A 21,730-nucleotide genomic window follows, 5' to 3' on the forward strand; every position below is an offset into this window, starting at 1 on the left:
GGGGTTACAGCGCGGGCCGGATGTCGGTCCGCGCGAAATCCTCGCCTTTGTAGAGCAGGGGTAGGTCGAGCGACTTGGCGACCGCATAGACCATGCAATCGCCGAAATTCAGTCGCGCCGGGCGGCCACTGAATCGTTGCAGCGCCTCGATGGCGAGCGCGACGTGTGTTTCCGTCCAAGGGACGATCTGTATCGACGGCGCAGTGAGCAAGGTGTCCGCGCGCAACGTATAGTTTGGGCCGAAGCGCCGATGGATCACCAGACGGAGTTCGAAGATCGTCGGAGCAGGTACGATGATAGCCGCATGATCCCGCAACGCATCCGCGTAGAGCTGGGCGTCAGCTTCATTGAAGATGATCGCGGCGAAGGCGGACGCATCCGCCACGATCATCGCGGCAGGCCGTTTTCGTCGTACACTAACTCACGGTAGGGTCGGGGATCGAGAACGGGAGCCTTGGCGAACGTCGCCTGCACCTCGCGCACGCACCGCATGAAATCGTCCTTACGGTCCTGTTCGATATCACGGGCCAGCTCGCTGTTGACGGCCAGCCCGATGGCGTCGGTCAACGAAACTCCGCGGCGTTCGGCCAGCTGCCGGATCGCCCGCTCATGCGCATCGTGTTCGATGGTGATACCCATCCGCCCATCCTCAAGACAGCGTCATTCTAAATTATAGAACGGATGAGGTGAACACAACGGCTTCACCTCGCCCCCGCCGATGCCCTACAGAGCCGGCATGTGGCAGCTTTACCAATTCCCGCTTTGTCCGTTCAGCCGCAAGGTGCGGCTGCTGCTCGGCGAGAAGGGCGTCGGCTATGCGCTGGTCCGCGAATCGCCGTGGGACCGGCGCGACGAGTTCATGGACATGAACCCCGCCGGCGAAACGCCGGTGATGGTCGATGCCGCGCGGCCGGGTGCGCCGCTGATCGATTCGATGGCGATCTGCGAATATTTCGAGGAGACGGTCGACAAGGCGGCGATGATCAACGGCACCGCCGCCAATCGCGCCGAGATCCGCCGGCTGGTCAGCTGGTTCGACACGCATTTCTACCGTGACGTCACCGGGCCGCTGTTGCACGAGCGGGTCGTCAAGCGGCTCGCGCATCGTGCCTCGCCGGACGCCCGCGGGCTGCGCGAGGCGATGAAGGCGGCGGTCAGCCACCTCGATTACACCGATTATCTGCTCGACCATCGCAACTGGCTGGGCGGCGCGACGCTGAGCCTCGCCGATCTCGCCGCGGCGGCGCAGATTTCGGTCGCCGATTATCTCGGCGGAATCGACTGGAAGGGGCATGACCAGACCGCGCGCTGGTATCGCGGCTTCAAGAGCCGGCCGAGCTTCCGGCCGCTGCTGTCCGAACGGATGGAGATGATCGGGCCACCGGCGCATTATGACAATGTCGACTTCTGACCCCGCGACGATCGCCGACTTCGAGCGGATCGACATCCGCGTCGGCACGATCGTCGCCGCCGAGCCCTTCCCGGAGGCGCGCAAGCCGGCGATCAAGCTGCGCATCGACTTCGGCCCGCAGATCGGCGTGAAACGGTCGTCGGCGCAGATCACCACCCACTATACGCCCGAGGCGCTGGTCGGGCGCCAGGTCGCCGCGGTCGTCAATTTCCCGCCGCGGCAGATCGGGCCATTCCTGTCCGAGGTGCTGACCCTCGGCTTCCCCGATGCGGACGGCGCAGTGGTGCTGATCGGCCCGGGGCAGCCGGTGCCGGATGGCGGGCGGCTGTTCTAGCCGGCGAGCAGCGCCAGCGTCGCCTGATCGCGCTGACCACGGTAGAAGCGGGAGAGCGCCGCGCTGAACGGCGCCGGATCGTCGGCGACCTCGGCGAACAGCGTCATCGACGAATGGAGTTTCAGCGCATCGACCTCGCCGAGGATCGACAGCGCGCTGCCCGGCGCGGCGGTGACCGTCCGCGTCGCCTCGATCAGCCGGGGGCCGAGCAGGGGATGGGCGAGATAGGCGCGTGCCTCGACAGCGTCGCGGATCGCGTAGAAGCGCGCCGTCTCGCTATGGCCGAGGCCGGCGATCTGCGGGAAGATGAACCACATCCAATGGCTGGTCTTGCGGCCCCGGCGCAGTTCGGCGAGCGCCTGATCGTGGACGAGGGCTTGGGCGGAGAGGAAACGGTCGAGCGCGTCAGTCATGGGCGAGGCAACCGCCGGGGTGGCTGCCGCGTTCCCCATTCCTATGCGCGCCCTCTGCCTTGTCCCGCTCGTCCTGCTCGCCGCCTGCGGCAGCCGTGAGACCGCCACCCGCGACGACAATGCCGCCGCCGCCGCTTTCGTGCCGCCGCCGACGCTGCCGCCCAAGCCCTTGCCGGGGCAGGAGCACAGCAATCCGATCACCGCTTATGTCGGCAAATATCCGGGCGATGCGGTCGACGGCGTCGGCTTCTACGATCGCACCGAAGTGTCGCGCGCGCTGATCGACGCGATCGGTGACGAGAAGCTGCGCCATCGCTTCACCTCGCGCGAGGCGGTGAGCGTGCCGATCTTCCGCAGCCGCGACGGCCGCATCGCCGCACATGGCTGTGCGCCGCATGATTGCGCCGACACCAACTGGACCTTCCTCGTCGCGCCGGACGGCAGCCGGGGCGAGGCCTGTTACCATGATCAGGCGACGATGGCGGCGACCAGCCGCTGGTATGCCGCCGGATCGCCGCCGCGGTCCCGCCCCGGCGATTGCCCCCAGGAGTAAGCGATGCTCGAACATGTCCCCGCCTGGCTCGGTCAGGCGCTCAGCAGCGTGCGCGCCGGCGCCGACAAGCTGGCGATCGCCCGGCCGGAGCTCGGCGCGGGCTTTCCGTCGCTCGACCTGACCAGCCCCGCCTTTGCCGACGGCGCGCGGCTGCCGGCGCGGTTCACCGCAGACGGCGAAGGCGTGTCGCCGCCGCTGACCTGGGGCGCGGCGCCCGAAGGGACGGCGCTCTATGCGCTGCTGGTCGAGGATGCCGATGCACCGGCGCCGCAGCCGCTGGTCCATGCGGTGGTATGGGGCATCGCCGCGGATGTCGGACGGCTCACCGAGGGCGCGATCAGCCGTGACGGCGCGGGGACGCCGGAGCGCGATGTCGGGCGCAATTCCTATCTGCGCGAGGGCTGGCTGCCGCCCGATCCGCCGACCGGCCATGGCGCGCATCGGTACGTCTTCCAGCTGTTCGCCCTCGACGCCGGTGTGGGCGCGCCGGGCGAGACGCCGGGGCGGAGTGCGATCCTGACTGCGATGGCGGGGCATGTGCTCGCCGCCGGGGTGTTGACCGCGACCTATGATCGCGGCGAGGCGGCGGCGATCGGCCCGGTCGGGGCCGCCGCGCCCGCCTGAGCCGTCAGGCGATCGGCATCACCGGCACGGCGGCGCTGATCGCGATCATCGCGAAGGCGAAGGCGGCGACGACCGAAACAACCGAGCGTTGCGTGCTTTCGAAACGGGCAAACATGATCCTGATCCCTTTGCTGTAGCGGCGCGGGACTGTTCCCGGCCGATGCAAATGGTATTGCAGACCTCGTGCCAAGTGCCGGAAAGCACGCAAATGCGCGGTCGGGCCGATCGGGAGGCTGGAGGGTTGGTAATTTTCGCCGATCGGCTTGGCGTATCGCGCCAGGATCAGGCGGCGCACACCCGATCGCGGCCTTCGGCCTTGGCGGTGTAGAGCAAACGGTCGGCGCGATCGAAGGCGTCGGTGATCGTCTCGCCGGTATGGACCGCGGTGACGCCCACCGACACGGTGATCTGCCCGAGCGGCGTGTCGCTCTCGCGCAGACGGAAGCGTTTGCCGGCGATGGCATCGCGGACCGTGTCGAGATGCGCGGCCGCGTCGGCCAGGGTGATGCCGTTGAACAGCACCGCGAATTCCTCGCCGCCATGCCGGACGACGAGGTGGCTGGCGCACAGGTCGGCGAGCATCTTGGCGACCGCGCTGAGCACCCGGTCGCCGACCGGATGGCCGTGCTTGTCGTTGATCCGTTTGAACCGGTCGATATCGCAGACCGCGAGGCAGAAGGGGCCGTCGGACTCGCGCCGATTCGCGAACGCCTCGTCGAAGGCGCGGCGGTTGCGCAGGCCGGTGAGCGGGTCGCGACGCGCGCTGTCATTCGCCTCGGCGAGCTTCATGCGCAGCGCCTCCGCCTCGTCGGTCGCCTTGGCGAGCCGCACCTCCGCCTCGCGGATGCGGGTCAGCATCGCGCCGGTGATGCGGGCGATCTCGTCGAGCCCCGCCGCGGGCAACGTCGGGGCGGTATGGCGGATCGCGGCGGCGCTCTGTGCGAGATCGCGGCCGAAACCGCGCGTCTCGTCCTGCATCTCGCGCATCATCGTCGCGAAGCCGTCGACCTGGGCCTGGGTTTTTGCCACCAGAATGGCGGCATCATCGTCCTGCACGGTGCCGCCGAGCGCCTCGATATCCGACCGGCTGAGGCGGATGCCGCCGTCGGTCAGCCGGCGCACCGCCTGCGCGATCGCGCCCTGCGGATCGGCGATAACGTCATAAGCAAAGCTGTAATGCGACGGTTCCGGCGACAGGCCGTGATCGGCGAGGAAGTGGCCGATCCGCGTATACAGATCGGCGCCCCCAGTCTTTCTCGCTGCGTTCCCGCGCATGTTCCACCCTTTGTCCCGCCGCGACTATACGCGCAATTACTTAGCGGACGGTTTCAAATTGCTCAGTTATGGTGAAGTTTGCGCACGGCGGCGAGGGTGAGGGCGACGTGCTGCGCCGGATTCATGTCGTCGTGGACATAGGCGATGCGGCCGTCGCGCGCGATGACGTAGCTGGTGCGCTTGGTCAGCGCGCGGCCGCCGCCGTTGAGCGCGACGTCATAGCCCTTGATCACCGCCGGCCCGGCGCTCGCCACCGCGAACTTGCCCGCGCATTTCTCCGCCGAGAAGCGCTGCAGCGTCGGCACGTCGTCCGCCGACATGCCGATCACCGTCGCGCCCGCCTTCTGGAAATCGGGGATCGCTTCGGCAAAGGCATGCGCCTCCGCATTGCAGCCGCCGGTGAACGCCGCCGGGAAGAAATAGAGCACCACCGGCCCCTTCTTGAGCTGCTGCGCGAGGTCGATGCCGACGACCTGACCGGCGACCGCGCCGCGCGTCGAGAAGGTCGGCGCCTTGGCCCCGACCGGCAGGCCGGCGATGGCGGGTGTGGCGACCAGGGCGATGGCGGCGAAGGCGGCGGGCAGGCGCATGGCAATTCCTCTCGGTTTCGCGCACCCTAGCGCGCCGCCAGGCGAGGCGATAGGGCTGTCGTCATGCCGATTACCGCCGCCGACATCCAGCTCGCCAGCCGCCTCGCCGATGCCGCGGGCGCGGCGATCCGCCCCTATTTCCGCGAGGAACAGGGGCTGGAGATCAAGGCGGATCACTCCCCCGTCACCCGCGCCGATCGCGAGGCCGAGGCGGCGATGCGCAAGCTGCTCGATGCCGAGGCGGCGGGCGACGGCGTGATCGGCGAGGAATATGGCGAGAAGCCGGGCGTCACCGGCCGCCAATGGGTGCTCGACCCGATCGACGGCACGCGCAGCTTCACCGTTGGCCGCGCGATCTTCGGCACGCTGATCGCGCTGGTCGAGGATGGCTGGCCGCTGCTCGGCATCATCGATCAGCCGGTGCAGCGCGAGCGCTGGGTCGGCGTCGCCGGGCGGCCGACGACCTTCAACGGCCGGCCGACGCGGACGCGGACCTGTGCGCAGCTCGAAGGCGCGGTGCTCGCCACGACCAGCCCGCATCTGTTCGCCGAGGGCGACGTGCCGCATTATATGGCGCTGGTCGCCGCGGCCTCGGGCGGGCACACGCGGCAGGGGCCGGTCTATGGCGGCGACTGCTACAATTACGGGCTGCTCGCGAGCGGTCATCTCGACATCGTCGTCGAATCGGGGCTCCAGCTCTACGACTTTGCCGCGCTGGTACCGGTGGTCGAGGGCGCCGGCGGACGGATGTGCGACTGGAACGGCGACCCGCTCACCGCCGCGAGCGCGGGCCATGTGCTCGCCATCGGCGACCCGGCGCGCACCGACGACGTGCTGGAGGCGATCCGCGCGACCGCGGGGCATACGCACTGAGGAAGGCTTTGCGCCTCCCCGAAGAGGCGGATGGAATGCCGCCGACCTTCGTCATCCCCGCCTAGGCCGGGATCCATGGATACGGGACAGGCGCAGGGTGCGCTGTCGGTGGTGACATCGTGGCCATGGGTCTTGGCTTTCGCCGGGATGACGAAGGGCCGCGGATAGCCCGCCATCAGAAGATCCCCAGGAACTTCTTCCGCTGGCTTTTCTTCTCCGCGCCGGTGGTCTTGCCGTCCTCGTCCTTGGCGGTGGTGCCGTGGCCGACGTCGTCGCGGGGCTTGCCCTTGGTGGTGCGCTGCGCCTGCGCGGTGGCGCCGGCGAGCACCGGGCCGCAGGCGGCGGACTTGGCGTCGCCGATGTCGACGAAGGCGAGGATGCCCGCCACCGGCGTCGCCACCACCGCCAGGCCGAGGCCGGCACCGGCGCGTTCGAGCAGCTGGCCGCTGATCACGTCGAGCTTCGGCGCGGCGAAATAGCCGCCGACGCCGACCGGCGACTGGCCGGAGAACAGGCTGAACTTCTTTCCGTCGGCGCGGAAGGCGAGGTCGATCGCCTCGCTTCTGAAGCTGAACCCGCCGCGCCCGACGATGACGTTCTTGGTGGTGTCGATCAGGATCGGGTCCGCCGCGGCGACGCCGTTGCGGACGGTGAAGCCGATCAGCCCGCAATTGACCTCGACCGGCTTCTTGAGCTTGTCCTCGAACATCTTCTGGACGAACGTGCCGATATCGAGCTCGGCGAGCTGGACGTTGCGTGTCCACAGCTGGCCGTGCGGCATGACGAAGGCGATGCGGCCGTGCGCGGTACTGAGCGACTGGTGGATCGAATCGCCACGGCCGACGAGCTGGATGCGCCCCTTGATCGTGCCCGTCGTCCCCGCCTCGGCGACGCCATAGCCGGCGAGCAGCTTGCCCATCGGCGTCGGCGACAGGCGGATGTCATAGGTGTCGAGCGCCGGCCGCTGCCGCGTGTCGAACGTCACGTCGGCGGCGACGTTGCCGCGCGCCATCGCCATGGTCAGCGGCGACAGGGTGAGCTTGCCGCGGTCGAGCGCCAGCGTCATCGCAATGTCGCTGATCGGCAGGTTGCGCGAGCGCACCCGGCCGATCGTCCAGCGGAGGTCGGCATCGAAGCGCTGCATCGTCGCGATCGGCAGCGCGGCTTCGGGTAGGATGCGCTGCGGCGCGGCGCCGGTCGCGGCGGCGGCGGCGAGCGCGCCCCTGGCGGCGACGATATCGGGATTGTAGCCGATGAACGGCGCGGCATCGATGATGTCGAGCGTCCTGGTGGCCAGCCGCGAATCGAGGTGCAGCCGCGCGCCGTTGGTGATCGTCAGCGTGCCGGCAAGATCGCTGGCGCCGACGGTGCCGCGCATATGGGTGAAGGTGTAGAGCTGGTCCTGCTGGACCAGTTGCGCCTTCAGCCGGTAGCGGCGGGTATTGGGGATGGCGACGCCGATGATGCCGAGCAGGTCGGCGAGGTTGCGGCCCTGCGCGCGCGTCTGCAACGGCACGCCTTCGATCCCCGCGATCGACGGCAGCGTGCCCGACACGTCGACGACATTGTCCGCCGCCCAGGCCCGCAGCACCAGCTCGTTCTTGCCGCGATTGACCGTCGCATCGGGGGCGAGCAGCCGCGCGGCGACGCGGAACGGCGTGTCGCGGATCGTGCCATGGCCATCGACGCCGACCGCCTTGCCGATCCGCGCGTCGGTCGAGCGGATGTCGTCGACCTTGAGGTCGGCGAGCAGCCGCATGCGCGGATCGCGATAGCGGACGGTGGTGCCGCGCACCGTCGCGGTATCGATCCGCGGGAAGGGCAGGGGTTTGCCGCCCTTGCTGCTGCTGAACGTCCAGCTGTTGGCGCTGTGGTCCGCATTCCATTCGAGGTCGACCGCGCCGTCGACCAGATCGAGCCAGTAGAGGCGGCGCTTGCCCCACAGCAGCGACAGCGGCGCGATCCGCGTATCGATCCGTTCCGCCTGGAACAGATAGGGGCGCGTCGCCCAGGCCGGATTGCCGATCGTCATCCGCTCCGCGACGAACTTGATGCGGAAGGGCGCGAAGTAGAGCTGGAAGTCGCCCGCCACGGTGACGGGGCGATGCGTCTGGCCACCGACGAACTGCTCGAACGGATGGCGCAGGAAGCGCCCCTTGGTGACGTAGAGCACCAGCCAGATCGCGACGACGAGGACGGCGAGCGCCAGCACGATCCGGCCGGCGATCCGTCGCAGTCGTCGCCGGCGCGTCGGCACCGGGGCGGGGTCCGCGGCGGGGTCCGTGGCGGGCGGCGGCGTCTCCATCACCGGCTGAATCGCGCCAGCGCTCGTTCCGGTTCCGCATCGGTTGCGTTTCCTGTCGCACGTCGCTAAGGAGCCCGCTTCCCGAGCGAGGCGCTACAGGACTGCCCGGCCATCAAGGGCTGCCGCGGCGGTTCATGCCATGCTCACAGCGAAAGGACCAAAATGCCCAAGCTCAAGACGAAGAGCGGCGTCAAGAAGCGCTTCAAGCTGACCGCGAGCGGTCTGTTGAAGCACGGCGTCGCCGGCAAGCGCCACCGCCTGATCAGCCACAACAGCAAGTACATCCGCCAGAACCGCGGCACCAAGGTGCTGTCGAAGGCCGACACCGCCACGGTGAAGGCCTGGGCGCCGTACGGCCTCAAGTAAGGACATCAGGATATGGCACGCGTCAAACGTGGTGTAACCACCCGCGCCAAGCACAAGCGGATTCTGGAACAGGCGAAGGGCTATTACGGCCGTCGCAAGAACACGATCCGTATCGCCCGTCAGGCGGTCGAAAAGGCCGGGCAATATGCCTATCGCGACCGCAAGGTCAAAAAGCGGACCTTCCGCGGCCTGTGGATCCAGCGCATCAACGCCGGTGTCCGCGCCGAGGGTCTGACCTATTCGCAGTTCATGCACGGCCTCAAGCTCGCCGGCGTCCAGCTCGACCGCAAGGTGCTGGCCGACATCGCGATGCACGAGGGTGCGGCGTTCAGCGCGATCATCGCGCAGGCCAAGGCGGCGCTGCCCCAGGCGGCGTGACCTTCGCACCGCAGGTGGCGGATGAGGCGTCGGTGGGCAACCACCGGCGCCTTTTTCGTTGCGGGCGTGGGGCGTCTGCCTCCTTTTGCGGGCGGGGTGGCTCGCTTCCCTCTCGTCATTTTGGCGCAAGCTGGGATCGATGGACACGCTGTGGTGGCTGGCGCGTGCTGTCCTCAACGGCCCGTATCCCTGGGTCCCGACTTTCGTCGGGATGACGGAGGGGCGAATGGTGAGGCAGAAATGATTTCCTGCAGCGCGTTGAGGCCCCGCGCTTCGCTATGATCTCCCGACGCCGGCGCCTTCCAAGCTGGCGGGACGCAAACGCGTGGGACGGCTCGCCTCCCCCTTCTCGTCATCCCGACGAAAGTCGGGATCCACGGACACGGAACGGCGGCTGGTGCGTGCTGCCCTCGACGGCCCGTATCCATGGTTCCCGGCTTTCGTCGGAATGACGGAGGGAGGCATGGCGCGGTGGAAATGATGCCCTCCGGCGCAGTGGAGCCCGGCGTCTCGCTATGACGTCTCTCGACGCCGGCGCTGCCCGAGCCGGCGGAACGGGGGGCGCTGCATGCGAGACGTATTCGAGCCGTGCGTCTATATCCTGGCCAGTCGTCGGTACGGCACGCTCTACATCGGCGTGACCTCCAACCTGCTCGCCCGCCTCGTCCAGCATCGCGAGGGGTTGATCCCTGGCTTCACCAAGGCATACGGCGTGCGGCGGCTTGTCTGGTATGAGCGGCATGCGACGATGGAGGCCGCCATCATTCGTGAGAAGCAGTTGAAGGAATGGCGGCGCGCGTGGAAGATCGTCCTGATCGAAGCGCAGAATGCGGACTGGGTAGATCTGGCGATCGGCCTCGGCCTGCCGCCCATGAAAGAGAGCGATACGTGACCGAAGACCTCGATACCCTGCGCGACCATCTGCTCGGCGCCATCCCCGCGGCGGAGAGTGCCGAGGCGCTCGAGGCGCTGCGCGTCGAGGCGCTCGGCAAGCAGGGCAGCATCACCCAGGCGCTCAAGACGCTCGGCAAGATGACGCCGGAGCAGCGGCAGAGCGAAGGCCCGCGGATCAACGGGCTGCGCGAGGCGGTCGCCACGGCGATCGCGACGCGCAAGGCGGCGCTCGACCGCGCCGCGCTCGACGCGCGGCTGGCGAGCGAGACGCGCGACATGACGCTGCCGGCCGATGCGCCGATCGCCGGGACGGTGCATCCGGTCAGCCAGGTGATGGACGAGCTCGCCGAAATCTTTGCCGACCTCGGCTTCGCCGTCGCCACCGGGCCGGAGATCGAGGACGACTGGCACAATTTCACCGCGCTCAACATTCCCGAGACGCATCCGGCGCGGGCGATGCACGACACCTTCTATTTCCCCGACGCGGCGGCCGGCACCGGCGAGGCGCCGCGGATGCTGCTGCGCACGCATACCAGCCCGGTGCAGATCCGCACGATGCTCGACCAGCCGCCGCCGATCCGCATCATCGCGCCGGGCCGCACCTATCGCTCGGACAGCGACGCCACGCATACGCCGATGTTCCATCAGGTCGAAGGGCTGGTGATCGACAAGGGGATCACGCTCGGCCACCTCAAATGGACGCTGGAGACCTTCCTCAAGGCCTTTTTCGAGCGCGACGATATCGTGCTGCGGCTGCGGCCGAGCTATTTCCCGTTCACCGAACCGTCGGCGGAGGTCGACGTCGGCTATACGATCGAGAAGGGCAAGCGCGTCATCGGCGGTTCCGGTGGCGGCTGGATGGAGGTGCTCGGCAGCGGCATGGTCCACCCCAAGGTGATCGCGGCCTGCGGCCTCGATCCCGCGGTGTGGCAGGGCTTCGCCTTCGGCTGCGGCATCGACCGGCTGGCGATGCTCAAATACGGCATGGACGATCTGCGCGCCTTCTTCGACGGCGATATCCGCTGGCTCAAACATTACGGTTTCTCGAGCCTCGACGTACCCACGCTGTCGGGAGGAGTCGGCGCATGAAGTTCACCCTTGGCTGGCTGAAGAGCCATCTCGCCACCGATGCCTCGCTCGACGCGATCCTGGACGGACTGACCCGCATCGGCCTGGAGGTCGAGGGCGTGCACAATCCGGGCGAGGCGCTGGCCGCCTTCCGCGTCGCGCGCGTGCTGTCGGCGGAGCGGCATCCGCAGGCGGACAAATTGCAGGTGCTGTCGGTCGATGCCGGCGACGGACCGATGCAGGTCGTCTGCGGCGCGCCCAATGCGCGCGCGGGCCTCGTCGGCGTGTTCGGCGCGCCGGGCGCCTATGTGCCGGGGCTCGACGTGACGCTCAAGGTCGCGGCGATCCGCGGCGTCGAATCGAACGGCATGATGTGCTCGGCGCGCGAGTTGCAGATCGGCGAGGGGCATGACGGCATCATCGAACTGCCCGACGATGCGCCGGTCGGCACCAGCTATTCGGACTATGCCGGGCTCAACGATCCGGTGATCGACGTGTCGATCACGCCCAACCGGCAGGATTGCATGGGCGTCCACGGTATCGCCCGCGATCTCGCCGCGGCCGGGCTCGGCACGCTGATCGCGCCCGAGGTGCCGGCGGTGGCGGGCGAGGGACCCGGACCCGACGTGCGGATCGAGGATGCCACGGGCTGCCCCGCCTTCTTCGCGCAGGCGGTGTCCGGCCTGACTAACGGCGAGGCGCCCGAATGGATGCGCCAGCGGCTGACCGCGATCGGGCAGAAGCCGATCTCCACGCTGGTCGACATCACCAACTACATGACGGTCGATCTCGGCCGCCCGCTGCACGTCTATGACACGGCAAAGCTGTCGGGCGGGCTGGTCGCGCGGCGGGCGCGCGCCGGCGAGACGGTCGAGGCGCTCAACGGCAAGAGCTATACGCTCGCCGAGGGGATGACGGTGATCGCCGACGACGTCGCGGTGCACGATATCGGCGGCATCATGGGCGGCGCGCATTCGGGCGTGTCGGAGACGACGCGCGACGTCATCATCGAATGCGCCTATTTCGCGCCCGAGGCGATCGCGCGCGCCGGCCAGGCGCTGTCGCTGACCTCCGAGGCGCGGCAGCGGTTCGAGCGCGGCGTCGATCCCGCCTTTCTCGACGATGGTCTGGCGATCGCCACCTTCCTCGTGCTGCACTATTGCGGCGGGACGGCGAGCGGCGTGACGCGCGCCGGATCGCCGCCGACGACGATGACGACGATCCGCTACGCGCCGTCGCTGGCCGAGACGCTCGGCGGGCTGGCGGTGCCGGCGGAGCGGCAGCGGGCGATCCTCGAATCGCTCGGCTTCACCGTCACCGACGACTGGCAGGTGACCCCGCCGACGTGGCGCCGCGACGTCGACGGTGCCGCCGATCTGGTCGAGGAGGTGATCCGCATCGAGGGGATCGACAAGGTCGCGACCGTGCCGCTGCCGCGTGCGCCCGGCGTCGCCCGGCCGACCGCGACTGCGGAGCAGTTGCTCGAACGCCGCGTGCGGCGCGCCGCGGCGGCGCGCGGGCTCGACGAGGCGGTGACGTGGAGCTTCCTCGGCGCGGCGCAGGCGGCGGCGTTCGGCGGCGGCGCGTGGACGCTCGCCAATCCGATCAGCGAGGATCTCAAGGTGATGCGGCCGTCGCTGCTCCCCGGCCTGCTGTCGGCGGCGGAGCGCAACCTCAAGCGCGGGCTGAGCGCGGTGCGGCTGTTCGAGATCGGCCGGCGGTACCTGAAGGACGATAAGGGCGCGTCCGACGAGCGGATGACGCTCGGGCTGGTGCTTGCCGGCAATCGCCGCGAGCGCGGCTGGCGTGAGGGCAAGGCGGCGGCGTTCGATGCGTATGACGCCAAGGCGGAGGCGCTGGCGCTGCTCGCCGCGGCGGGGGCGCCGGTCGACAATCTGCAGGTGATGGGTGAGGCGGGCGAGGCCTGGCACCCCGGGCAGAGCGGCACGCTGCGGCTCGGGCCGAAGACGGTGCTGGCGCGGTTCGGCATGCTGCATCCGGCGCTGCTCAAGGCGTTCGATCTCGACGGCGCGGTCGCGGCGGTCGAGCTGTACCTCGATGCCCTGCCGGCGAAACGCGGCACGCGCAGCTTCATGCGTCCGCCATTCGCACCACCGGCGCTGCAATCGGTGCGGCGCGACTTCGCGTTCCTCGTTCCCGAGTCGCTCAGCGCCGATGCGCTGGTGCGCGCGGTGCGCGGCGCGGACAAGGCGGCGATCGTCGGCGCGCGCGTGTTCGACGTCTTCACCGGTGCGGGTGTCGAGGCGGGCCGCAAGTCGGTCGCGATCGAGGTGACGCTCCAGCCGAGCGACAAGAGCTTCACCGACGAGATGCTCAAGGGCATCGCCGACAAGGTAGTCGCCGCGGCGGCGAAACAGGGGGCGGTGCTGCGGGGCTAGGGGCGGGCGCACGCCGCCCGTTGCTGCGGGCGGTGGTGCTGTGGCTTAGGTGGAGGGCTGCGGGCGGGCGGTGGCGTGCCACGGGCGGCTCCGCCTGCCTGCAAGCGTCGCGCTGCGCTGCCAGCGCCGCACCAGTGCTTCCGCGCAGGCGGGAGCCCAGGTTCCTTATGCGGCAAGCGTTGTCCTGCTTGGGCACTGGATTCCGGCCCGCGCGGGAATACGGCATAGCCTCCGCCTTGCCCACCATGTGACGTCAACCCGGACGTGTTCCGGGAGCAGCCGTGCCGCGAAAGCAACGGCTCAAGCTACTACGGAACGGCGGATGCCGGAACGAGTCCGGCAGGACAGCGGGTCGATGTAGAGGTCGCGCCCGTTCGGGAGTCTTGCTGCGGCTCGATACCCGGGGCAGTCTCGCGGGAGACCCGGCCTCGTCAGGTAGAGCATCGCACCGGGCGAAGGGCGGAGGCCCGCGCGCGATCGGACGCTGGCCCTCAACCGCGTAACCGGCGGCGGGCCGTCATCGCCCGCCTCGCAAGCTTACACCTTGGTCGAGAAGATCATCCGGCCCGGCCCGAGCTGCTCGAACACCTGGCTGAGGTCGGTCTCGCCGACCGCGAAACAGCCCTGGCTGCGGCCGAGCATGCCATGGGTGCGCAGCATGTCGCGATTGGCATACCAGGCGGAGTGGACGACGATCGCCCGCGCCATCGCATTGTCGTTGGTCGGATCGAGGCCGATCAACCGCTGCGACCGACCGTGCTTGCCGACGTAATAATCGTCGGTGACGAAGGCGCCTTCCGACGACGCATTCGAATTCGGCTCGTTCGAGAAGCGCTTGAGGAAGCCGGTATGCGCCGGGTCCGAGCCGCTGCCGTGCGCGACGAGGAACGATTGGCTGCGCCCCGAGGCGAGATTGACGATGTGCAGCCGCGCCTCTGACGACGGCGCCGACATGTCGGCGATCGCGATCCGGTCGCGCTGCGGGATGCGGCGGCTGTGCTGGTTGAGCGCGGCGAGCGCCTCGCGCATCAGGTCCGGGCGTACGACGCGCGGCGAGGTGATCGGCCGCGCCGCCACCATCGGGCGCGGGGCGGGCAACGGCGGCTCGGACACCGGCCGCAGGTCGCGCTGCGTCAGACGCCGCGGCGTCGCCGACAGCGTGCCCGGCATCGCCAGCGTCGCCGCCAGCACTGCCCCGTTCTTCAGCAAAGCGCGACGGTCGCGGATGCTATCTTGCTCGATTTGCGTCAAAATCTTTAAAACCCCGGTTCAACCCGCTGCTCATCATATAGCAGCTTCGGACTTAATTTTCCCGTCAACGCCGCCCCGGTCAGCGTTCTGGTTGCACGGTTGGCCGCGCGCGACGCTCCTGTCGGCCCGAAACGGTTGTGGCACGTTCCGCGGAGTCGCGCGTTGGACGGCGCGAAAGGGGGATTGACAGACGGAGACGATGATGAAGCCCTGGATGATTCTCGCCGCCACGGCCTTGTGCGCGATCCAGACGCAGCCGGCACGGGCTGCGGTCGCTGCCGATCCGCTGGCGCCCGAGGTCACCAGTCTCGCCCCCAATCGCTTCCTGTGGAACGACGATGCGACGCTCGGCCCGGTCAGCATCGTCGTTTCGATCCCCGACCAGAAGGCCTATGTCTATCGTGGCATGACGCTGATCGGCGCATCGACCGTCTCGACCGGCAAGGACGGCAAGGACACGCCGATCGGCACCTTCCCGATCCTGCAGAAGTCGGAGGTGCACAAGAGCAACCTCTACGACAGCGCGCCGATGCCGTTCATGCAGCGATTGACCTGGGACGGGGTGGCGATCCACGCCGGGATCAATCCGGGCTTCCCCGCCTCGCACGGCTGCATCCGGGTGCCGACGGCCTTCGCCAGGAAGCTGTTCGCGGTGACCAGCAAGGGCACGCCGGTGATGGTCACCGACGCCTCCGCCGTCGAAGGCTGGCTGCCGCCGATCGCCGAGGATCCGGCGGACATGCAGCTGGAGACGGCGACGGCGAACGGCAGCGTCCTCCAGACCGCGGCACAGTGAGACGCGGGGAGTTGCACGCCGCCGGAGGCTGACGCACAAGGCCGCGCATGACCGACCTCGTCACCATCCGCTCGATCGCCCTCACCGCCGCGATCAACCCGCTCGGCGCCGAATTGACGCATCTGCGCGATGCCGGCGGGCGCGAGCTGATGACCAACGCCGACCCGGCCTACTGGACCGGCCATGCGCCGATCCTCTTCCCGGTGGTCGGCCTGCCGTTCGAGGAGACGATCCGCGTCGACGGCACTGCCTATCCCATGCCCAAGCACGGGTTCGCGCGCCGGTCGCAGTTCGAAATCGTCGCGGTCGAGGCGGATCGGGTGACCTTCGCGCTGTCGGACAGCGAGGCGACGCGCGCCGCCTATCCCTTCGCCTTCCGCCTCGAACTGACCTACCGGCTCGACGGCGCGACGCTGCATGTCGAGGCGCGGATCGTCAATCCGGCGGAAACTCCGCTGCCGGCGAGCTTCGGCTTCCATCCCGCTTTCGCCTGGCCGCTGCCGTATGGCGAGGATCGTGCCGCGCATCGCATCGTCTTCGACGCGGACGAGCCCGACGCGCTGCGCACGATCGCCGCCGACGGCACGATCGCGACCGCCCGCCGCGACTCGCCGCTCGACGGGCGGGTGCTGCATCTGCGCGACGATCTCTTCACCAACGATGCGCTGGTATGGGACGACGTCCGCTCGGCGGGCGTGACCTATGGCGCCGGGCAGGGACCGCAATTGCGGATCGCCTTCCCCGATACGCCGATGCTCGGCATCTGGACCAAGCCGGGCGCGGCCTATGTCTGCGTCGAGCCGTGGCACGGCATCGCCGATCCGGAAGGCTATGCCGGCGAGTATCGCGACAAGCCGGGCGTATTCGAAACGCCGGCGGGTGGCGAGACGCGGATCGCGATGAGCGTCACGCTCAAGGGCTGATCCGCGCACCGTTACCCCTGTCATCCGGGCGCGACATCTGGCAAGGCGCGCGCGCGGACGCGAGCCGCCTTGCCCCTGTCGCGGCTCCGCGTGAGCCGCCTGCCACCCGGATATAGCCAGTGACTTCCCCCCGCCGTACCTTCGCGATCATCTCCCACCCCGACGCGGGCAAGACGACGCTGACCGAAAAACTGCTGTATTTCGGCGGCGCGATCCATCTTGCCGGTGAGGTCAAGGCGCGCGGGGCCAATCGGCGGGCGCGGTCGGACTGGATGAAGATCGAACAGCAGCGCGGCATCTCGGTCACCTCGTCGGTGATGACGTTCGAGCGGGAGGGGATCACCTTCAACCTGCTCGATACGCCGGGCCACGAGGATTTCTCGGAAGATACCTATCGCACGCTGACCGCGGTCGATTCGGCGGTGATGGTGATCGACGCCGCCAAGGGCATCGAGCCGCAGACGCGCAAATTGTTCGAGGTCTGCCGGCTGCGCTCGGTGCCGATCATCACCTTCGTCAACAAGGTCGATCGCGAAGGCCGGCCGATCTTCGAGCTGCTCGACGAGATCGCCGACATGCTCGCGCTCGACGTCGCGCCGATGAGCTGGCCGGTCGGCATGGGCGGCGAGTTCGAAGGCGTGCTCGACCTCGCCACCAACACGATCAGCCGGCCGGAGGGCGACAGCCGCGCCTTCCTCGGCAAGACCGAGACGGCGCCGGTGCTCGCCGAACGCTGGGCCGAGGAGATCGAGCTGGCGCAGGCGGGCTATCCCGAATTCGATGCCGAGGCCTATCGCAACGGCGATCTGACCCCGGTCTATTTCGGCTCGGCGCTCAAGGATTTCGGCGTCGCCGAGCTGATCGGCGCGCTCGCCGAACACGCCCCGCCGCCGCGCGCGCAGCCGGCCGAGCCCGCGCCGGTGGCGCCGGACAATGACGAGGTCACCGGCTTCGTGTTCAAGGTGCAGGCGAACATGGACCCCAACCATCGCGACCGCATCGCCTTCATGCGGCTATGCTCGGGCACCTTCAAACGCGGCATGAAGCTGGTGCCGACCGGCCACGGCAAGCCGATCGCGGTCCATTCGCCGATCCTGTTCTTCGCCCAGAACCGCGAGCTGGCCGACGAGGCCTTCCCCGGCGACATCATCGGCATCCCCAACCACGGCACGTTGCGCGTCGGCGACACGCTGAGCGAGCGCGCCGACGTGCGCTTCACCGGCCTGCCCAATTTCGCGCCCGAAATCCTGCGCCGCGTCCAGCTCAAGGACCCGACCAAGACCAAGCAGCTGCGCAAGGCGCTCGACGATATGGCGGAGGAGGGGGTGACGCAGGTCTTCTATCCGGAGATCGGCTCCAACTGGATCATCGGCGTCGTCGGCCAGCTCCAGCTCGAGGTGCTGCTCAGCCGGCTCGATGCGGAATACAAGGTGGCGGCCGGGCTGGAGCCCGCGCCGTTCGAGACCGCGCGCTGGGTGTCGGCGGAACATCCGGCCGATCTCAAGGCGTTCATGGATCTCAATCGCTCGGCGATGGCTAAGGATCGCGACGGCAATCCGGTGTTCCTCGCCAAGAGCGCCTGGGAGGTCGGCTATATCGCCGATCGCTACAATAAGGTGCGCTTCGCGGCGACGCGCGAACGCTGATACGGCGGTGAGGGCGCCGTCCGGGTCGTGATTTCCCCCGAAATCACCGACCGCCGGACGACGCGCATCGCGTCAGGTGCCGGTAACGATCCGCTCGCGCATCATCTGGCTGGCGCGGAAGGTCAGCACACGGCGCGGCGCGATCGGCACCTCGACCCCGGTCTTGGGATTGCGGCCGATCCGCTCACCCTTGTCGCGCAGGACGAAGGTGCCGAACCCCGAAATCTTGACGTTCTCGCCGCGCGCCAGCGCTTCGCACATTTCCGTCAGGATCTGTTCGACGACTTTCGCCGACTCCGTCCGCGACAGGCCGATCTGGCGATGCAAGGCCTCGGCCAGGTCTGCCCTCGTCAGTGTACCAACGCTCGTCATCAACACGCTTGCCCCACTCCATCTGCTAAGATGCCCGTTTCCACGGTACACTATAGCAGACGTGTCCGAAAGTGACTTTCTTTGCGGCCGCGGCGGTCAGGGCCATGGGGCGCAGGCGATCAGAAGCGAATGACCGCCGCGCCCCAGGTAAAACCGCCGCCCATCGCTTCCAGCACGACGATATCGTTCTGCTGGACGCGACCGTCGCGCACCGCGACATCGAGCGCGAGGGGCACCGAGGCGGCCGAGGTATTGGCGTGGCGGTCGACGGTGACGACGATCTTGTCAGGGGAGAGGCCGAGCTTGCGGCTGGTCGCATCGAGGATGCGGGCATTGGCCTGATGCGGCACCACCCAGTCGACGTCGGCCGACGTCAGTCCGGCGATGACCAGCGATTCCTCCAGCACGGCGGCGAGGTTGACGACGGCGTGACGGAACACCTCGCGGCCCTTCATGCGCAGCTTGCCGACCGTGCCGGTGGTCGACGGGCCACCGTCGACATAGAGCAGGTCGTTGTGGCGACCGTCGGCATGGAGCTTGGTGGCGAGGATGCCGCGACCATCGTCGGCGGCGCTCTCCTGCCCTTCGAGCACGATCGCGCCGGCGCCGTCGCCGAACAGCACGGCGGTGGTACGGTCCTCCCAGTCGAGGATCCGGCTGAACGTCTCGGCGCCGATCACCAGCGCGCGACGGTGGACGCCGGTGCGCAGCATCGAATCGGCGACCTGCACCGCATAAAGAAAGCCCGAGCAGACCGCGGCGACGTCGAAGGCGACGCAATCGCCGATGCCGAGCATCGCCTGCACCTTGGTCGCGGTCGCCGGGAAGGTCTGGTCGGGCGTCGCGGTGGCGAGCACGATCAGGTCGATCTCGCCCGGCTCGACCGCAGCGGCGGCGAGCGCGGCGCGGCAGGCGTCGGCGGCGAGCGTCGCGGTCGTCTCGTCCGGCCCGGCGATGTGGCGGAAGCGGATGCCGGTCCGCTCGACGATCCAGGCATCGCTGGTGTCGAGCTGCTGTTCGAGCTCGGCATTCGACACGCGCCGCGCCGGCAGGGCGGAGCCGGTGCCACGGACGACCGATCGAATCATGCGGCTTTCTTTTCGAAATTGCCGAGATCGTCGGCGATGCGGCGGGTCAGGTCGGCGCGCACCATCTTGGCGGCATTGCCGATCGCGGTGGCGACGCCGCGCTCGTTGGCGCCGCCATGGCTCTTCACGACGATGCCGTTGAGGCCAAGGAAGACCGCGCCATTGTGATTGTTGGGATCGAGATGATCGCGCAGCAATTCGGTCGCCGGGCGCGAGATCAGGAAGCCGAGCTTCGATCGCGCCGACGAACTGAACGCGCGCTTGAGCAGATCGGCGACGAACCGCGCGGTGCCCTCGGCGGTCTTGAGCGCGATATTGCCGGCAAAGCCGTCGCAGACGATGACGTCGTGGTTGCCGCGCGCGAGCTGGTCGCCCTCGACGAAGCCGGTGAAGGTCAGCGGCAGATGCGACTGGCCCTTGAGCACCGCTGCGGCGTCGCGGATCTCGTCGGTGCCCTTCTGGTCCTCGCTGCCGATGTTGAGCAGCGCGACGCGGGGCGATTCGAGGTCCATGATCGTGCGGGCATAGGCCGCGCCCATCACCGCGAACTGGACGAGGTTGCGCGCATCCACCTCGGTATTGGCGCCGAGATCGAGCATCACCACGTCATTGTCGCCAAGCGTCGGCAGCGGCGCGGCGAGCGCCGGACGGTCGATGCCGGGCAAGGTGCGCAGCGCGAGCTTGGCCATCGCCATCAGCGCGCCGGTATTGCCCGACGAGACCGCGGCCCCGGCGCGGCCCTGCTTCACCAGATCGATGGTGATGCCCATCGACGTCGTCTTGGCACGGCGGATCGCCTGGCTGGGCTTGTCGCTCGACCCGACCGTCTCGGGTGCGTGGACGATCTCGCTATGCTGGCTGAGGTTGGGATGGCCTTTCAGCTCTTCCGCCACCTTGGCCTCGTCACCCACCAGCAGAAAGCGCATGCCGTCATGCCGCCGGCGGGCGGCAGCCACACCGGCGAGCATGACCGCCAGCCCCTTGTCGCCGCCCATCGCATCGACGGCGATCCAGGAAGTGTCGGACATGGTCAGCGCGTTTCCGGATGGGAGGGGAGGGCTCAGCCCTCGACCGAGACGATCTCGCGGCCGTTATAATGGCCACAGGCGGTGCACAGATTGTGCGGGCGCTTGAGCTCGCCGCAATTCGGGCACTCCTGGAACGATTCGATGCTCAGCGAATCGTGGCTGCGGCGCATGCCGCGCTTGGAGGGGGAGGTCTTTCGCTTGGGGACGGCCATTTCGGCACCTTGTTCTAGGAATCGGCTTACGGAAAACCGATGAGCCCGACGGGCCGCCCCGACGACCGACGGAGCGCCGGTCGCTGGACGCCACCGACAACCGGACGCATCGCGAAGCGGGGGCCTATAGCGATTTTCCACGCAGGTGCAAGCTTCGGCGCGCCCGCCGCCCGCGGCCCCGCTGGCTCGGGTGCTATCTGATAGGGTGTCTCGTTGCCGACCGATAGACTGTCCCCGTGACGCGCGCGTGACACGCGCGGCCTGACGATGAGGCGAACGCTGCTGACACCGCCTGTCACTCTCTTGCAGTTGGTTGCGGAAGCAGGATTGCGGCGATTCGGGACGTCGGGGCCGATCGCCTCGCTGTGCAGCGACGCGCTGCGATACAGGAGGGCTCGATTGTAATGCGCCTCTATATGCGCGATCTGCTCGAACACGCGGGCCGAGCCAAAGAGATAGCCGGCGGGCGGCCGCCCATGGTGGCGGAGTTCGGCATCGCGCTGTCCGCTATAGATCGGCGCACGCGCCGCATCGAGCCACTCGAAGCCGGTGCGGCGATGCTTGTAGAAGGCGGTGCCGTCGCCGCCCGCCGGTTTCCTCACCCGGCCTTGTTCGGCCGACCGTCGGATCGCGCGGGGGAGGGAGGGGCATGTGCTTGTCCTTTGGGGCGTTGATTTGGGGGTTTGGCGGGGAGGTTCCGCTGAAAATGTCGTAAAAGTGCAATTTGGTGTTGACGGGGTTGGTTGGTCCGCCTAGATGGGTGTCACCGCAGCGGTGGCCGACACGGCGACCGCGGCAGTCACAACAGACCTGGCGCGCTGACCGCCCCTCAGAAAAAGGGGTAAGGGAGCTGTGCCGGTGTTTTTGTCGGCTCTTTGACATTGTAATTTGATGAAGGGACATGCGGGCGGCGGCTTGTCGGTGTCTGGCG

At 68.5% G+C, this 21,730-nt stretch carries 26 protein-coding genes; 13 read left to right on the forward strand and 13 right to left on the reverse strand.

Going from position 1 to position 21,730, the window contains the following annotated elements:
- Positions 1–4: 4 nt before the first annotated feature.
- Complete coding sequence (locus tag V8201_RS18240) at positions 5–391, reverse strand: type II toxin-antitoxin system VapC family toxin (RefSeq protein WP_271300119.1); 387 nt, start codon at positions 389–391, stop codon at positions 5–7.
- Positions 388–639, reverse strand: a complete 252-nt coding sequence (locus tag V8201_RS18245; RefSeq protein ID WP_336546187.1) for a type II toxin-antitoxin system VapB family antitoxin — start codon at positions 637–639, stop codon at positions 388–390. Before V8201_RS18245 ends, V8201_RS18240 begins: the two co-directional genes overlap by 4 nt.
- A 97-nt stretch (positions 640–736) precedes the next feature.
- On the opposite strand from V8201_RS18245, the gene V8201_RS18250 reads away from it, so the two are divergent.
- Positions 737–1,411, forward strand: coding sequence for a glutathione S-transferase family protein (locus tag V8201_RS18250; RefSeq protein WP_037532470.1), 675 nt, complete (start codon positions 737–739; stop codon positions 1,409–1,411).
- The gene (locus tag V8201_RS18255) at positions 1,392–1,745 is read left to right on the forward strand and encodes a tRNA-binding protein (RefSeq protein ID WP_373276502.1); all 354 of its coding nucleotides are present in this window, start codon (positions 1,392–1,394) and stop codon (positions 1,743–1,745) included. Before V8201_RS18250 ends, V8201_RS18255 begins: the two co-directional genes overlap by 20 nt.
- On the opposite strand, the gene V8201_RS18260 is transcribed toward V8201_RS18255, so the two are convergent.
- Complete coding sequence (locus tag V8201_RS18260; RefSeq protein WP_336546189.1) at positions 1,742–2,158, reverse strand: DUF1810 domain-containing protein; 417 nt, start codon at positions 2,156–2,158, stop codon at positions 1,742–1,744. The genes V8201_RS18255 and V8201_RS18260 overlap by 4 nt on opposite strands.
- Here V8201_RS18260 and V8201_RS18265 point away from each other — a divergent pair.
- Both V8201_RS18265 and V8201_RS18270 read left to right on the forward strand, forming a co-directional pair.
- Positions 2,157–2,711 (forward strand): hypothetical protein, encoded by a 555-nt coding sequence (locus V8201_RS18265; RefSeq protein ID WP_336546190.1) that lies wholly within the window; start codon positions 2,157–2,159, stop codon positions 2,709–2,711. The two genes, V8201_RS18260 and V8201_RS18265, sit on opposite strands and share 2 nt — an antisense overlap.
- A 3-nt stretch (positions 2,712–2,714) precedes the next feature.
- Positions 2,715–3,335: a YbhB/YbcL family Raf kinase inhibitor-like protein gene (locus V8201_RS18270; RefSeq protein WP_336546191.1), complete on the forward strand. Its 621-nt coding sequence runs from the start codon at positions 2,715–2,717 to the stop codon at positions 3,333–3,335.
- A gap of 4 nt (positions 3,336–3,339) precedes the next feature.
- On the opposite strand, the gene V8201_RS18275 is transcribed toward V8201_RS18270, so the two are convergent.
- From V8201_RS18275 to V8201_RS18285, 3 genes are all read right to left on the reverse strand, one after another.
- Positions 3,340–3,630: a hypothetical protein gene (locus V8201_RS18275; RefSeq protein WP_336546192.1), complete on the reverse strand. Its 291-nt coding sequence runs from the start codon at positions 3,628–3,630 to the stop codon at positions 3,340–3,342.
- Positions 3,618–4,610 (reverse strand): GGDEF domain-containing protein, encoded by a 993-nt coding sequence (locus tag V8201_RS18280; protein ID WP_037532459.1) that lies wholly within the window; start codon positions 4,608–4,610, stop codon positions 3,618–3,620. The genes V8201_RS18275 and V8201_RS18280 overlap by 13 nt, the downstream gene beginning before the upstream one ends.
- A gap of 62 nt (positions 4,611–4,672) precedes the next feature.
- Positions 4,673–5,200: a peroxiredoxin gene (locus V8201_RS18285; protein ID WP_037532457.1), complete on the reverse strand. Its 528-nt coding sequence runs from the start codon at positions 5,198–5,200 to the stop codon at positions 4,673–4,675.
- 63 nt (positions 5,201–5,263) lie between these two features.
- Here V8201_RS18285 and V8201_RS18290 point away from each other — a divergent pair, with 63 nt between their 5' ends.
- On the forward strand, positions 5,264–6,073 hold the full coding sequence (locus tag V8201_RS18290; protein WP_037532454.1) for an inositol monophosphatase family protein: 810 nt from the start codon (positions 5,264–5,266) through the stop codon (positions 6,071–6,073).
- 175 nt (positions 6,074–6,248) lie between these two features.
- On the opposite strand, the gene V8201_RS18295 is transcribed toward V8201_RS18290, so the two are convergent.
- Positions 6,249–8,378 carry an AsmA family protein gene (locus V8201_RS18295; RefSeq protein WP_336546193.1) on the reverse strand — a complete coding sequence of 710 codons (2,130 nt, stop codon included), beginning with the start codon at positions 8,376–8,378 and terminating at the stop codon, positions 6,249–6,251.
- A gap of 162 nt (positions 8,379–8,540) precedes the next feature.
- On the opposite strand from V8201_RS18295, the gene rpmI reads away from it, so the two are divergent.
- From rpmI to pheT, 5 genes are all read left to right on the forward strand, one after another.
- On the forward strand, positions 8,541–8,744 hold the full coding sequence (gene rpmI / locus V8201_RS18300) for a 50S ribosomal protein L35 (protein ID WP_017977259.1): 204 nt from the start codon (positions 8,541–8,543) through the stop codon (positions 8,742–8,744).
- Positions 8,745–8,756: 12 nt separating this feature from the next.
- Complete coding sequence (gene rplT / locus V8201_RS18305; RefSeq protein ID WP_037532450.1) at positions 8,757–9,122, forward strand: 50S ribosomal protein L20; 366 nt, start codon at positions 8,757–8,759, stop codon at positions 9,120–9,122.
- A gap of 568 nt (positions 9,123–9,690) precedes the next feature.
- Complete coding sequence (locus V8201_RS18310) at positions 9,691–10,014, forward strand: GIY-YIG nuclease family protein (RefSeq protein WP_336546194.1); 324 nt, start codon at positions 9,691–9,693, stop codon at positions 10,012–10,014.
- Positions 10,011–11,105 carry a phenylalanine--tRNA ligase subunit alpha gene (pheS, locus tag V8201_RS18315; protein WP_336546195.1) on the forward strand — a complete coding sequence of 365 codons (1,095 nt, stop codon included), beginning with the start codon at positions 10,011–10,013 and terminating at the stop codon, positions 11,103–11,105. The genes V8201_RS18310 and pheS overlap by 4 nt, the downstream gene beginning before the upstream one ends.
- Positions 11,102–13,483, forward strand: coding sequence for a phenylalanine--tRNA ligase subunit beta (gene pheT / locus V8201_RS18320; RefSeq protein WP_336546196.1), 2,382 nt, complete (start codon positions 11,102–11,104; stop codon positions 13,481–13,483). The genes pheS and pheT overlap by 4 nt, the downstream gene beginning before the upstream one ends.
- Before the next feature lie 537 nt (positions 13,484–14,020).
- Here the strand turns inward: pheT and V8201_RS18325 are convergent.
- The gene (locus tag V8201_RS18325) at positions 14,021–14,653 is read right to left on the reverse strand and encodes a murein L,D-transpeptidase catalytic domain family protein (RefSeq protein ID WP_336546201.1); all 633 of its coding nucleotides are present in this window, start codon (positions 14,651–14,653) and stop codon (positions 14,021–14,023) included.
- A gap of 283 nt (positions 14,654–14,936) precedes the next feature.
- Between V8201_RS18325 and V8201_RS18330 the strand changes: the two genes are divergently transcribed.
- The 3 genes from V8201_RS18330 to V8201_RS18340 all read left to right on the forward strand — a co-directional run bounded on the left by V8201_RS18330 (position 14,937) and on the right by V8201_RS18340 (position 18,099).
- Positions 14,937–15,530 carry a L,D-transpeptidase family protein gene (locus V8201_RS18330; protein ID WP_235199618.1) on the forward strand — a complete coding sequence of 198 codons (594 nt, stop codon included), beginning with the start codon at positions 14,937–14,939 and terminating at the stop codon, positions 15,528–15,530.
- A 47-nt stretch (positions 15,531–15,577) separates the two neighbouring features.
- On the forward strand, positions 15,578–16,453 hold the full coding sequence (locus tag V8201_RS18335; RefSeq protein ID WP_336546197.1) for an aldose 1-epimerase family protein: 876 nt from the start codon (positions 15,578–15,580) through the stop codon (positions 16,451–16,453).
- A gap of 119 nt (positions 16,454–16,572) precedes the next feature.
- Positions 16,573–18,099, forward strand: coding sequence for a peptide chain release factor 3 (locus V8201_RS18340; protein ID WP_336546198.1), 1,527 nt, complete (start codon positions 16,573–16,575; stop codon positions 18,097–18,099).
- Positions 18,100–18,171: 72 nt separating this feature from the next.
- Here the strand turns inward: V8201_RS18340 and V8201_RS18345 are convergent, their stop codons facing one another.
- The 5 genes from V8201_RS18345 to V8201_RS18365 all read right to left on the reverse strand — a co-directional run bounded on the left by V8201_RS18345 (position 18,172) and on the right by V8201_RS18365 (position 21,401).
- Positions 18,172–18,471 carry an integration host factor subunit alpha gene (locus tag V8201_RS18345; RefSeq protein WP_037532435.1) on the reverse strand — a complete coding sequence of 100 codons (300 nt, stop codon included), beginning with the start codon at positions 18,469–18,471 and terminating at the stop codon, positions 18,172–18,174.
- 119 nt (positions 18,472–18,590) lie between these two features.
- Complete coding sequence (locus V8201_RS18350) at positions 18,591–19,559, reverse strand: beta-ketoacyl-ACP synthase III (protein ID WP_037532432.1); 969 nt, start codon at positions 19,557–19,559, stop codon at positions 18,591–18,593.
- Complete coding sequence (gene plsX, locus V8201_RS18355; protein ID WP_037532431.1) at positions 19,556–20,587, reverse strand: phosphate acyltransferase PlsX; 1,032 nt, start codon at positions 20,585–20,587, stop codon at positions 19,556–19,558. Before plsX ends, V8201_RS18350 begins: the two co-directional genes overlap by 4 nt.
- A 32-nt stretch (positions 20,588–20,619) precedes the next feature.
- Positions 20,620–20,799, reverse strand: a complete 180-nt coding sequence (gene rpmF / locus V8201_RS18360; protein WP_037532429.1) for a 50S ribosomal protein L32 — start codon at positions 20,797–20,799, stop codon at positions 20,620–20,622.
- Between the two features lie 26 nt (positions 20,800–20,825).
- Positions 20,826–21,401 carry a DUF6445 family protein gene (locus tag V8201_RS18365; protein WP_336546199.1) on the reverse strand — a complete coding sequence of 192 codons (576 nt, stop codon included), beginning with the start codon at positions 21,399–21,401 and terminating at the stop codon, positions 20,826–20,828.
- Positions 21,402–21,730 lie beyond the last annotated feature (329 nt).

The sequence above is a fragment of the Sphingomonas kyungheensis genome (assembly GCF_037120395.1).
GTDB lineage: Bacteria > Pseudomonadota > Alphaproteobacteria > Sphingomonadales > Sphingomonadaceae > Sphingomonas > Sphingomonas kyungheensis.